General features: G+C 38.7%; 11 protein-coding genes. 2 read left to right on the top strand and 9 right to left on the bottom strand.

Annotated features, from left to right (window positions below; genetic code table 11):
- Nucleotides 1-127 precede the first annotated feature (127 nt).
- The gene (locus tag J8L97_RS15715) at nucleotides 128-2152 is read right to left on the bottom strand and encodes an ATP-binding protein (RefSeq protein WP_211050995.1); all 2025 of its coding nucleotides are present in this window, start codon (nucleotides 2150-2152) and stop codon (nucleotides 128-130) included.
- 178 nt (nucleotides 2153-2330) lie between these two features.
- Between J8L97_RS15715 and yvcK the strand changes: the two genes are divergently transcribed.
- Nucleotides 2331-3221 (top strand): uridine diphosphate-N-acetylglucosamine-binding protein YvcK, encoded by an 891-nt coding sequence (gene yvcK / locus J8L97_RS15710; RefSeq protein ID WP_211050992.1) that lies wholly within the window; start codon nucleotides 2331-2333, stop codon nucleotides 3219-3221.
- Here yvcK and J8L97_RS15705 read toward each other — a convergent pair.
- A complete protein-coding gene (locus J8L97_RS15705; protein WP_192507548.1) occupies nucleotides 3201-3536 on the bottom strand; it encodes an Hpt domain-containing protein in 336 nt (111 codons plus the stop codon). The two genes, yvcK and J8L97_RS15705, sit on opposite strands and share 21 nt — an antisense overlap.
- Nucleotides 3537-3556: 20 nt before the next feature.
- Between J8L97_RS15705 and J8L97_RS15700 the strand changes: the two genes are divergently transcribed.
- A complete protein-coding gene (locus tag J8L97_RS15700) occupies nucleotides 3557-4591 on the top strand; it encodes a glycosyltransferase family 4 protein (RefSeq protein ID WP_211050982.1) in 1035 nt (344 codons plus the stop codon).
- 3 nt (nucleotides 4592-4594) lie between these two features.
- Here the strand turns inward: J8L97_RS15700 and J8L97_RS15695 are convergent, their stop codons facing one another.
- The 7 genes from J8L97_RS15695 to J8L97_RS15665 form a co-directional block, all read right to left on the bottom strand.
- On the bottom strand, nucleotides 4595-6031 hold the full coding sequence (locus J8L97_RS15695; RefSeq protein ID WP_211050980.1) for a sigma-54 dependent transcriptional regulator: 1437 nt from the start codon (nucleotides 6029-6031) through the stop codon (nucleotides 4595-4597).
- 40 nt (nucleotides 6032-6071) lie between these two features.
- Nucleotides 6072-7535: a SpoIIE family protein phosphatase gene (locus J8L97_RS15690; protein WP_211050978.1), complete on the bottom strand. Its 1464-nt coding sequence runs from the start codon at nucleotides 7533-7535 to the stop codon at nucleotides 6072-6074.
- Between the two features lie 13 nt (nucleotides 7536-7548).
- Nucleotides 7549-8253 carry an AAA family ATPase gene (locus tag J8L97_RS15685; RefSeq protein ID WP_211050975.1) on the bottom strand — a complete coding sequence of 235 codons (705 nt, stop codon included), beginning with the start codon at nucleotides 8251-8253 and terminating at the stop codon, nucleotides 7549-7551.
- On the bottom strand, nucleotides 8250-10331 hold the full coding sequence (locus J8L97_RS15680) for an SLBB domain-containing protein (protein ID WP_211050973.1): 2082 nt from the start codon (nucleotides 10329-10331) through the stop codon (nucleotides 8250-8252). The genes J8L97_RS15685 and J8L97_RS15680 overlap by 4 nt, the downstream gene beginning before the upstream one ends.
- Before the next feature lie 4 nt (nucleotides 10332-10335).
- A complete protein-coding gene (locus J8L97_RS15675; protein WP_211050971.1) occupies nucleotides 10336-11220 on the bottom strand; it encodes an OmpA family protein in 885 nt (294 codons plus the stop codon).
- Between the two features lie 13 nt (nucleotides 11221-11233).
- The gene (locus J8L97_RS15670) at nucleotides 11234-11548 is read right to left on the bottom strand and encodes an STAS domain-containing protein (RefSeq protein ID WP_010363390.1); all 315 of its coding nucleotides are present in this window, start codon (nucleotides 11546-11548) and stop codon (nucleotides 11234-11236) included.
- Nucleotides 11549-11710: 162 nt separating this feature from the next.
- Nucleotides 11711-13522 (bottom strand): sugar transferase, encoded by a 1812-nt coding sequence (locus tag J8L97_RS15665; protein WP_211050969.1) that lies wholly within the window; start codon nucleotides 13520-13522, stop codon nucleotides 11711-11713.
- Nucleotides 13523-13524 lie beyond the last annotated feature (2 nt).

The raw sequence follows: 13524 nt of genomic DNA, 5'->3' as shown, positions 1-13524 counted from the left end.
TCTAGCTTTGATGAGCTCTCATTACTTGATGTGAAAAGGATTAGTATGGGTAATTTCATATACAATAAGCAAGTAACTGACTTGAGAACCACACTAGATATCGTTAAACAAAAGAACAGTTTTAGTTCTATTTTTTAACCGGTGCATCATAGAGTGAGCTGATAGCATTGCTTAATTCAATAAATCGAATTGGCTTAGTAAGCACTTTATTCATTCCTGCATTCAGGCAATTTACTTTGTCTGATTGTCCCGCATTTGCAGTTAGTGCAAAGATAGGAATGGTCAATGACATTTCTTCCCGTATGTACTTTGTTGCGGTAAGACCATCCATCACCGGCATCATCATATCCATTAACACCAAATCGAAGTCATTCGCTTTTATAGCATTTAATGCTTCAGAACCTGTTTCGGTTAACGTTACTTTGTGGTTTAGCTTTTTCAAAAGTGCTTCGATAAGCACTTGGTTAGGCTTGTTGTCTTCAGCGACGAGTATTGAAAGTGTCCTTTGTTTGACTGGTACTTCGTTTTCTATTTCCGGGATACACACTTTCTCAAAAGGCAAACTTACTGTAAATGTAGTGCCAACCCCCAGCAAACTGGAACAAGTTATACTTCCTTGCATTAACTCTATAAGTTTTTTCGTTATGCTGAGGCCTAAACCTACTCCTTGTTGTTTGCGTTTAACACTATCACTGACTTGATTAAACGGCTTAAACAACCTGCTTAGATCTTGTTCGGCAATCCCAATGCCTGTATCACTAATTTGAATTTTGACACTGTTCTCAATCACACTTACATGTAACGTGACACGACCATAGCTGGTAAACTTAAACGCATTCCCCAACAAATTAAATAGTATTTGCCCCAACCTAGTACTGTCACCTTTTACAATGCTCGGTACTGATTGCTCAATAATTTGTTCAAAATTGAGCTTGCCAGCCTCTGAGTGAGATTCAAATTGCGCGGCGATGCTATGAATGAGTTCTTTTAAGTGCACCTCACTATTATCAAGAGTTAATGTTCCGGCTTCTATTTTCGAAAAGTCCAATACATCTGAAATTAACCCCAATAACAAATTGGCACTACTTTGTGCATATGATAACCATTCCTTTTGCTGGTTGGTTAATTGTGTATCATTGAGCAATTCAACCATTCCTAAAATGGCATTCATAGGTGTTCTAATTTCATGCGACATAACAGCCAAAAATTGTGACTTCGCTGAATTCGCACTTTCTGCTTTTTCTTTTGCTTGCTTATATGCTATTTCTCTGTCTTTTGCGTAGGTGATATCCTTAGCGATACCCATATAACCGTTGAATTCACCTAAGGAGGTAAACTGAGCTTTTCCGCTCAAAGATATCCATAAATGGCGTTGACAGCCTAACTCAAATTCGAATTCAAAAAAATCACCATGTTGAGTTAATATGTGCCGAAATTGAGCCCACTTTCGTAAGTGCTGCATTTCATTATCAGATCGTAACTTTAACGCTGACTTTCCTATAAAAAACTGACTATACAAATCATCATGGGGGGCTAATTCATCCACGCACGTAAATATGTTCTCGGTATCTGTTCGCCAAAACCACTCGGATGCTAGTTCTTTAAATAAATCAGCTCGCTCGGTCATATTCGCAATAAGTGATAATAAACTACTGGTTCTAGAATGTGATTTTTGTAGTTGATCTGCTTTTAAATAAACTTGTTCTAGCAAAGTTATAAAATTAAGATCATTTGTGTAGGTGTCAGAAGGTGGATCAAGTAGACCAGTGAATAGAATAATACCTTGGCCACATAATTCAGATAACTTAAAAACTAAACTATTATTTAACCCAGATAACAGCGTTTTATTGATTGAAGTTTGATCATACTCACTAACGGCATGAGGTATAAATTGTTCATTTTCTGATATTCCTCGTGCGAATAAATCAACATACTCATACCAACTTTCATCATTGAACAAAATGCTAGAAGTTGCAATGGTACGATAAGCGTCTTTGCTCCTAGATGCTAATACAACACAAGCTTGATATGAAAACAACTCAGCCATAGCCCTGTCAATTTCACTATATAACTGCTCAAAATCATTGCTCGAATTTATTTTTATTAAGGTTCGCTGTAACTTACTTGAGCTTATCAAACTTCCATTTTGCATATTATAGAACACCATGATTTTAAATTGCTTTGCACTTTGCAAAGATAGTTCTATATCGCATTTATTTCAAATTATATTTAGATACATTTATTTAAATTCAACAGCTTAATCATTATTTAAAGTTGGAATAAAACCTGCTTTTTCATAACTAGTTAAAAAATATCAGTTTGGAGATAGCATGAAAATAGTATGTTTAGGCGGCGGTCATGGGTTAGCACAAGTACTTTCAGCAATAAGACCTTTATGTAGTGATTTAACAGCGGTTGTTGCCACTACCGATAACGGAGGAAGTACCGGCCGACTCAGAGAATCTCAAGAATGTGTTGCTTTAGGTGATATTCGTAGGTGCTGCTTACAGTTAACCGACAAACAATCACTTATACATTCAATATTTGAGCATCGTTTTGATGGCGGTGAGTTGGATGGGCATAGTTTAGGTAATCTGACGCTGCTAGGTTTGATGCAGCTTACAGACTCTCCAACAGAAGCGATCGCTTGGTTTAATGCAATGCTGGGGAATGCTGAAACAATTTTACCTATGTCTGATTCAGCAACCGACTTAGTGGCAACCTATGCAAACGGCGAACAGGTCGTAGGTGAATGTGAAATAGACGCATTGACGGAACTGCCTGATGCGATTGGTCTATCAAAATCAGTTCGTGCAGCTAAGGGCGCAGTTGATGCAATTACCAACGCAGACTTAGTTTTAATTGGACCTGGTAGTATTATATCGAGTGTAATGCCACCACTATTAGTTAAAGAAATTGGTGATGCGATTGAAAATACCGCTGCATGTAGAATTTTTATTGAAAATATTGCAGAAGAAAATAGCGTTGCTCGGTCTCTTAAAGGAGAAACTATCATCGACTGGATGCAAGAAAAGCTAGGTTATCAATTCTGTGATTTAAGTATTTCTCCACAGGCAATCGAAGAAATAGTTGTGCACTGTGACGAGCTAAATGATACTCAGAGTACGCAGCATAACATAGAGCAGCTAAGCCATGTTTTCTCTCAGTTGCTAAAACTGCCACTTAGCACTAAGGTTAACTCAACATGTACCATTAATTAACTTGTATGCATCAGTAAACGTGACGGTACTTTGCTGATGAGCAGCTGCAATCAAAGCTGTAACTTCATCACAAACACCGACAGTTTTTATCTGATGCTCAATTTTTTCACATAGTTCGGCTAATTGCAGAGCACCATAACTTCGACTACTGCTTTTTAAACTATGTGCTGTAATTTGAAGTAGGTCGCAGTCATTCGATGTAGTCAGCCTTTTTATTAAAACTTGCGACTCACTTAAATAAACACCTAAAAGTTGTGCGGCTAGCTCTTCGCCAACATCAACTTGGAGTTGAGAATAGGTCGTTAAATCTATCATGTATACCCCTGGAGTTAGATATGAAATATGACGTTGTATTATTTGTTGATTCTTCAATATTCGGTGGTATTGAGTCTCACTTAGTAGAGCTTGCTAAATTACTACAGCGCAAAGGCGTTATATGCAAAGTCCTATTTTACCAAAACCACGATAACCAACTATTTTACAATAAGCTAGAATCTAACAATATTCAATTTGAATTTATAAATGGCTCCATTTCAAGTTTAAAATCGGCATTTGCGAGTTTTTCAAATGACACCGTAGTTCACACCCATGGGTACAAAGCCGGTATATTGGGCAGACTAATGTGTAAGTATCTAAAAGTACGTTGTATCAGCACTTATCACGCAGGGGAAACAGGTCAAGGAATGGTTAGGCTTTATAACATTTTGGATAAATTAACCGCACGACTTTCTATTAATTTCGCTGTATCAAAACGAATTAAAAACCAGTTAAAAGAGGCGGAAGTACTCGACAACTTTATTGAAACTACCCCATTGGCAGTCACAAGCTCTACTTATCACAGCGCGAACAAGCTAAAAGTAGGTTTTGTTGGGCGGTTTTCATACGAAAAAGGCCCAGACAGGTTCATTGAAGTTGCAAACCACATGGTCAAACAAAACATGATCGAGTGGCATATGTTTGGTGATGGAGATATGCAGAAAACACTTGATATACCAGAACATGTTGCTTGTCATGGAGTGGTCCCATCTGAAAAAATTTGGAAAAATATTGATGTGTTATGCGTAACCTCGAGACAAGAAGGATTACCAATGGCTATTTTAGAAGCAATGAATCATGGCGTTATGGTCATTAGCTTAGATGTAGGTGCTGTCTCAAACGTCATTACAAACAACCTAAGTGGTTGGGTCATGCCGGCCTATGATGTTGATTTATTAACAAGAAAAATTGAAGAAATAACGAAGATCGAGCCAGAAAATTTGATTATGATGAAACAATATGCACATAGCATTGTGGCGCAAAGATTCTCGGGCCATGCACAGTGGACACTTTTACATGAAGCGTACTCAGGTCAGTGCCCATCCCGCATATAATCATTATGCCTGTGCGTCTTCCCAACCCTTGATTTTACGATAAATTGTAGAAGGGCTAACATCTAACAAGGCTGCTGCTTTTGGAATATTGCTTTGGCAAAGCGCTATCGCTTGCTCTATATACCGCTTTTCTATAACCCAAAGAGGTTCAATATCTTGCATCGTTCCCAACGTCGCTCGCCGTTCTAAACTTGAATCATCAACGCTTCTAGTAGTCGGTGCTAACGGAGCCACATTAAGGGCCGATTGCACCAAAGGTTGAGCATTGGTGTTTTGCGAACTCAGTAAAGCAGGCACCATATCCAGATCAATCCATTCATCTGGGTTGAGCACTAAGGTATTACGTACGGTGTTCTCCAATTGGCGAACATTACCAGGCCATGTGTAATCTAAAAAAGCCCGCTTAACATCATCAGAAATACCTTTATAGGGATGTGATTCTTCTTTACTAATTTTAAAGAATAACGCCTCAGCAATTTCAATAATATCTCTTCCCCTCTCTCGTAAAGGGGGTAAATTTATCGGGATCACATGAAGGCGATAATAAAGATCTTCTCTAAATCTACCCGCTTGTACCTCCAGTAATGGATCCCTATTTGTGGCACAAACAAAACGAACATCTACCTTAGTTTCTTTTTCACTTCCAACTTGCTGATAACAGCCCGTTTGTATAAAGCGAAGAAGTTTGCTTTGCAAATTTATATCCATTTCACAGAGTTCGTCTAGAAATAAAGTCCCTCCATTAGCTTGACCAGCAGCCCCTTCTCTATTTGCTATTGCACCTGTAAATGCCCCTTTTAAATGCCCGAATATTTCGCTTTCTATTAAGTCTTTAGGGATTGCAGCACAGTTGAGAGCGATAAAGGGTTTACTGGCCCGAGGTGATGCTTGATGTACCGCTTTTGCACAAAGCTCTTTACCTGTCCCGCTTTCTCCGGTTATAAATACGGTTGCTTTACTGGCGGCTGCTGAATTAATAATTTGATAAACGGATTGCATGGCGCGAGAACTGCCTATTAAGTCAAAAAAGCGTCCATTCTCATATGTTGCTTGATATTTTTCGACCGTACTTTTTAAGTCTTTTAACTTCAGAGCATTATTTATTGTGATCCTAAAGCGGTCAGCTTCTATTGGTTTTTCTAGAAAGTCATTGGCGCCAAGCTTTATGGCTTGTATAGCCATTTCTTTAGTCGCATGCCCTGTTAGCACTATAACTTGCGGCTGATCATCACCTTGTAAAGAAGAGAGAATATCCAGCCCATTCATATCTGGTAGCATGACATCTAGTAGAATAAGATCAGGCGTAAATTCAACAATGGCAGCCAAAGCATCTGCACCTGTGGCTGCAACCCGTGTTGTCATCCCTGTTGGGATTAAATACGACTGGTACATCAAAGCCAGAGACTCTGTATCTTCAACTATTAGAATTTTTGGCGGCATAGGCAACTTCCTTCTTTTTATGCTTATGAATTTATTATAACTAATTAATAACGATTAGCGATGCATCGTCAATCTCTTTTGTCAAACTAACTTGAGAATTGTGCCAAAGTGTAGATGCAAATTCGCTCTGACTCAAAGATAGATTAGGCAAGATTTGTTTAAGTTGCAGTAACTCGCTTTCATCTGTTTCTCTATTATCAAACAACCCATCGGTATAAACCAAAATATGTAATACATCCTTTAGTGACACAGAGTAAACTTCGTACTGATGTTCAGATGACAATCCTAATAACGGGTCTACACCCGCTAACTCACTTAATGTCCCATTTGACTTTATAACTATCGGCGGCGGGTGCCCTGCATTCAGCCAATAAAAATGTCCGTCTGAAACATACCCTGCAAGCAGAGTGACCAAGCTATTTTTACATAACTGCTCTTCATATAACGCTTGATTAAGCGTATTGAGCAATTCATTACAATTTGGTTTGCTTGCCAAAAAACCGCGGACAAACCCTTTAATCGCAAAACTTTCTTTTCTCGCTTGAATGCCGTGCCCCATCATATCACCTAAAATAAATCCATTTTGTTGATTTGGGATAGGCATAAAGAAATCACCGCCATCACCTACCTCGATTGAGCCAAATAAATGGGCATTAAAGCCCTCATTTAGTCGGTAATTATCGATACTACGTGGCGCTTCTATTTGATACTCAAACGCTTTAACCCTATTCGTCACTCGCTCTAAACTTTGCAGTAATCTAATTTTTTTAACTGGCTTCACTAAATAATCGTCAATACCCAAACGGTTTATACGAGTAATCGTATCATCAGAGTCTGTACCTGTTAGCATGACTACGGACAGTGTACTCCTATGATCAGAACCATTTAACTTCGTAAGCAATGGTTCTGATGTTTGCTTTTGTAATTGGTAATCCAAAATCAATACCTGTACATCATGCAATGTGATCGCTTGCCAAGCCTCACTCAACTCTTGGCAAACGATTACGTCATAGTCGTCTTTTAGGTATGCATTTATTAATGCCAGTTGAGCAAGATCGTCGTCAACATAAACGGCTTTAGGCTTATTCTTGCCTTGGGTTAGTGGTATAGAAAAGTGGTTTTTACTACGCTTGCTCGTGTATGCCGCTTTTGGAAAATAATGCCTTATAAGCTCAACACCCATTCCTCCCTCAACTAGTATGCCGCTGTTAATATCCCAGTCAGATTCATTACAAGCAAATAAATCGTAAGGGGTTAAATTATCAATCACTTCTAATGTATAATCTCCTGTTTTATTTCGTGTTATGAGTAACACAATCGTTTCATCTTCTCCCTTACTATGCCGTAAAAGATTCGTTAAATACTCAGTTATAACGAGCCCAGCAGCATCAAGGTCATCACTCAATACGGCTAACCCACTCAAAACATGTTTAAGAACGTGCCGGATCTCAGTAACAGCGGGTGCGATTAAACTGAAGCGTCTGTGGTATATTGGTTCGTTCATGATTGACTTATAATTAGTGTGGATGAAATAGCCAAGTTTGACGATTTACCTTGTTAATTAAAAATTGTGTTATTCTTGGCCAACGGTTTCGGTGTCGCTCTAATGCGTTAATGAGTTTTTCCCCTAAAGGTGCGAAATGATGTTGCGTCACTACGACTCTTACGTGTTGATGTCCACCTTGTTTAATATTTTTAATACTGGTGCATAGCGACTCTTCATCATTTATGCCCAAACCAACGGTTACTATTGTCATATCACTACACAAGCTCAGCGCATGTAACGGCACGTTTCCCCTATTCATTTTTGTCGCCGGTGACATATCTAAAAGAATATAATTATACTCTTGGGAAAGTCGCTCGACGGCTTCTTTCATAACTTGTTTATTTTTTGCAGACTCCAAATTAGATAGATTTTGCATGGTCAGCAAGTCGACTTGATTATGCTCAATAATATTCAATTGACAGGTAATATCGCTGAAACACCATTCAGGACCCGTAGGTTGCGCAATTTCATCTAACTTTAGGGGGTTTATTGGATTTAAATCGATAATTAATACACGGTGTCCGTTCGCTTTAAACCGTTGAGCAACACTTGCACATACAGTTGAAGAGCCTGAATTACCCTCAAGTGAAATAAATGTGACACATCGAGCGTTGTTATCAATAATTTCATTACCAATGTCTTCAACTTCTTGATATTGATGAGGAATAAGGTTCATAAGCCCACCACTAATGCGATAATAGTTATAAAATCAACAAAGTTATCTTTAAACTGACTCATTAAGTCTTGACCTTTATCTGGTATGTATAGCGTATCTCCGGCTCTGAGTACCGGTATATTTACTGAGTTTGGATTTTTCACAAAAGCCTCTAAGTCAAAAACCCGTGAACGCTCTTTACAACATGAATGATTCACAACCACTATTTTGTCAATTAATGCAGACCCTGTTGGTCCGCCAGCTTCAGCGAGTATATCTAACAAAGTCATGGTGTCATCAAAATTATAGCGCCCTGGCTTTTGAATTGCCCCCATAATTCTTACCACTTGTTCCTTTGGCTTTCGCAACCAGTCTTTAGTTTTTTCAGGGACAAAAATAGTGTCTCCAGGTAGAACATTAGGAAACAGAGTTTCATCTCCTGTTTCAAAATATAATGCTAAATCGAGCTTACTCACTCTGGCTTTATTTTCATTTCTATGTGTCACTCTAATGTTTTTTATATCCGCGTTGCCATTTGGTCCGTCGGCCGCTGCCAAGATGTCTATGAAGTGCATATTGTGATTAAATGAATATCGCCCTGGAGACCCTACCTGACCCATAATATATATTGACTTGCTTGACTCTTGACGGATCCATTGTGATTTATTATCAGCAGGATCTACCGGTAATTCTTCCACAATCACTGTGTCACCTGCTTGTAGACTGGGTAAGGGCGTTTTCCCATCCGATATCGTGTACTTTTCTAAGTCAAATCGCTTCGTTACCTCTCCATTTCGTACTATTTTAATATCATTAATGTTGGCACCTTTTGTTGGGCCTCCTGCATGACCTAATAGATCTGTAAAGTCCATCTCCTGACTCCACTCATATCTACCAGGAGAGAAAATTGCGCCAATGATTTTAATAGCTCGACTCGGCGGAATTTTTAACCAACTTTTCTCGTTTAGATCTGTTTTTTCCGGTACAAAAATAACGTCTCCAGGGTTAAGCAAAGGGATCTCTGCTGAAACAATCCCTTCACTGTATCCTTGCAAATCAAATAAAATATTTTCTCCAGCAGGTGTTAAAATTCTAATTTGTCGGGTTTCTGCAAACCGTGTTGGGCCGCCTGCATTCGCCAATATATCGAGGAAATTGATATTGTCGGGTGCTTCATACGCCCCCGGTTTCTGGACTTCCCCCATAATATAGACTGTCCGCGCAGTGGTATTTACATCATCCACCATGATAGGAACGTAAATGGTTGAACCTGCTTTTAAATCAGGCATATTGTCTTTATTTGGTTTATCTAAGTATGCTTTTAAGTCAAATACTTGAGGGGTCTTATCTACAATAACTCTGATTTTTGTAACATCAGCATATCGAGTAACGCCTTCGGCTCGCATTATGGCGTCTAATACACTCATATCGTCTTTAAATGAAAAGCTACCAGGGTTATGTACTTCCCCCAATAGGGTAATTGCACTGCCTGCGCTAGCATCCCCGGTTGCACTGAGAGTTTGCGCATCAAAGTCTATTTGCACATTACCAAGTAAAGGGGATACCGGCACGAATACGATATCTCCACTTTGTAAATTAGGGAGTATCTTGACATTGCCCGAGTCTAAGTAAGCCTTATAATCAAATTCAATAATAGACTCACCGCGTCTAATTTGAAGTCTATCAAGCTGCGCTCCTGGTTTTAACCCACCCGCTTTCGCTATTACAGTTTGAATGTTTCCATCAAAAGGGATGCTAATTTGTTCTGGTGCATTAACATAACCCAACACTGTTATGAAAATATCTTTGGCTCGTAGCTCTATATAAAAGTCATCCATTGCCCTATAAACATTTCCAAGCGTTATTTTCATCTCATTTTGGAATTGTTGAACTGTTTTACCAGAGGCTTGCACACGACCTACTTCTGGTAATACAATTGCCCCGTCTTTACCGACTTCAAACACGGCTTCAAATTCAGCTTCACCTGGGACGTAAAGAAATAACTTATTACCAATTTGAATTGTATCTGTACCCTTTGAATGAGTATCAGCAGATATTAAAAACGACAATAATAAAACTAAGCAAAGAAACAGCCGCATAACATTACTCCTTAGTTGCTTTAATCACCTTTGTCCATTCAACTAACGATCCTGCTTTGACAGGTTTACCGTTGTTGATTTCCGTCAGTGATAAAATTATTGCTTCGACACGCCGATCAGAGTGTCGTTCTGCGTCACTATTACTTATATTGTTATATGGCTGTAAACTGCCTTGTGTTAGCGTTGTGATCGTCTGTTGTTGTACACCATACACGCCAAGCCAGTGCTTTACTGTTTCAGCCCGTTTAAGTGCGAGTTCATAGTTGTTATCATGGTTACCCACTTTGTCTGTGTGCCCAACTAATAATATCGAAACATCAGAGACTTGCTTAATTAAATCCGCTGCTTGGGCTATTCTCCCCATATATTTAGGTGTGATTTGATAGTCATCAAATGCAAACTGGTTATCACTATTCAATAAGTCTGTTATTTGATTTCTAACTTTAACAGGCACCTCTTTCACGACTACTACATCATTTTTAGGGGCACACTTCGTCATCGCTTGTACCATTTCAAAATGCCCCGAAAGTTGATTAAGACCATGGTAGTGAATGAGTAAATCATGTTCCGCGTCGGCCCACATTTGTGCTGAAATTAAGCGGCGAATGCGATTTTCATAGACTTGTGCTTTTAACAGTTGTGCAGGCATACAATCACGGATCCCTTGAGCTTTTAGCAAATCGAGTTTCATCACAAGGTGCTCAAATTCGTTAGTAACAACATTGATGTCATCAGAAAATACGTGATCCGTATCACCCAAATGCTTTTTACCGTCCTCACTTTTATGCTGACTGTAATGTTCTGCCCAACCTCCTTGCCCTTCTTCAGGCCAAGAAGCACATCCGCCTATCATGACTATTACCGATAAAAATAGTGTTATGTGCTTCATAAATTCTCCTTGCTTACAATTCAAGCTGCTCAATGAAAGGAATCGTTTTGTCGACCCTTAGTAAACTCATTAATTTGAAGGGCTGCCCATTTACTTTTAACAAAGCAAGATTTTGTCCTTTCTTTTCAATTCGTTTGTATAAGAAAACCATAGCCCCTATACCTGAAGAATCAATAAATTCAGTTTCTGAAAAGTCTAGAATGATGTTTGTATTGTCACAAACAGCGAGTTTTTCAAACTCATCCCGAAAGCTATCCACAGTAAAGCCTGAAAAGTCGCGAGGTAAAGGTAAAACACGAGGGGTATTTGAGTAAGTTGCTTCAGTCATGATCATCACCAAGTTTATAATAGAAGTTATGATTACTATTACAACTATAGTGCCAACTTTGTACTTTAAACAATATGTTGTTTTATAAATAAATAATTGATAATTACTGCAAAATGCAAAGGAATTTAATAAAATCATTGCATTTTGCAAAGCAGATTGTCGTTACTGGCCTTTTCCTAATACAACAACCTGTATGGTTTTAAATAGTATGGTGAATTCCATTTTAATCCAACTCAAAGGTGATGACATACTTAATACATAGGCATAATCCCAGCCAATTTTACTTCTTGCATCTTCCACTGATTCGTCATAACCATTCATTACTTGAGCAAGACCTGATATCCCAGGTTTCAACCCATAAGTTCTATGGCAAAAATACGGTATAGATTTCTCTAACTTACCATAAAAAACAGGCCTTTCTGGTCGAGGACCAATTAAAGACATCTCCCCTATCAGCACATTCCAAAGTTGAGGTAATTCATCAATTCTCGTTTTCCGTAGGAACGAGCCAATGGGCGTTATACGAGGGTCGTTCTTACTGGCCCATATCGCGCCGCTTTTCGCTTCAGCATCGACCACCATAGAGCGAAATTTATACACATAAAATAATGACACAAATTCATCGGTGCTTTCACCGACTCTTAGCTGCTTAAATAATACCGGACCTTTAGACGATAATTTAATCGCCATAGCTGCACCTAACATAATGGGTGACACAAGCAGTATACCGACGCTGGCTCCAATAATATCCAGTACTCTTTTTGCACACTTAACACCATTACATCTCGTTGTGGCGCTCGATACTCGTTTCCAAGGCGAGTCAAAATACCCATATTCAAATTTCACAATACCGATTAAGGCTATCCAATAACTATTTAGTACATAAGCTATTTGGTCCAAAATGACCAATCGCTTTTTAGTGTTAAATAGAAACTTGAACAAACTGGTTAAATGGGTAGCTAGCAGCCCACTGCTGACAATAATAGACCATTGTGTTTGATATATTATCACCTCAGCGGTCAATGCAAGGTACATCCCTAGAAGGAGAATTGGCATCAAACCACGTAATACTTTATGGGATAGGAAGTTAATACTTGTCCATCCTAACTTGAAGTTCATTAAAGGCATCAACAGTTTAATTTGTTGCCAATTCCCAGCTCCGACCCTCTCTCGGCGAGTGTAATCTTGTACTTGGTCGTCACAGTCACATTCGTACATGACCACTTCATCATTGATTATTGCATTGCCTCCGTGAGCCAATGCTCGCATCGACAATATAAAGTCATCGTTGATAGCATTTGGCTCCAGCACAGTCACTAATTCTGAACGCACAGCAAACATCGCTCCAGGCACTCCAATCACAGCACCTACATTAGACTCAAGCCTTTTTAAGGTATTTTGATATTGCCAGTAAGATTGCTGCGAAATTGGCGCTGCTTCTTGCAGCGTATACTGACCCGTTGTTACAGCCACGGCATTATCTCTAAAGTCCTGCTCTATTTTATTGAGTGCATCGATACTTAACAGTGCACTAACGTCAGTAAATACCAATATGTCGTATTTATCTCGAGTCATAGAAATCAACGAATTTAAACTCGCGGTTTTGCCTTTATTCTCAATTTGCAAATGCAAATTGCAATGCACATTGTTAGATTCAAGCTGAAATGATACTGATTTCGCTAATTCATACGTGTTATCAGTACAACCATCAAAATAGATATGAATATCATATTTATGATTAGGGTAAAGTAATGACCCCAAATTATGCAGCTTTTCTTCTATATATTTAGCCTCATTATAGGCACACATCAAAATAGCAATAGTTGGTGTTTCAGTCTCGTTATCGCTAGGTTTAACTACCCCTATGCTATTATCTTTCATACTGTTCATTAACTTAAGTACAGCCATATACCCTATGTGATGATATATGGCCATCAGAATTAACACGAAAAACACAATTGCAAATACTGACATAT

The organism is Pseudoalteromonas sp. MMG012, assembly GCF_018100875.1.
In the GTDB taxonomy this organism is placed as follows: Bacteria; Pseudomonadota; Gammaproteobacteria; order Enterobacterales; family Alteromonadaceae; genus Pseudoalteromonas; species Pseudoalteromonas aurantia.
Note: the sequence above shows the minus strand (reverse complement) of the source record. Positions and strands in the feature narration are given on the sequence as shown.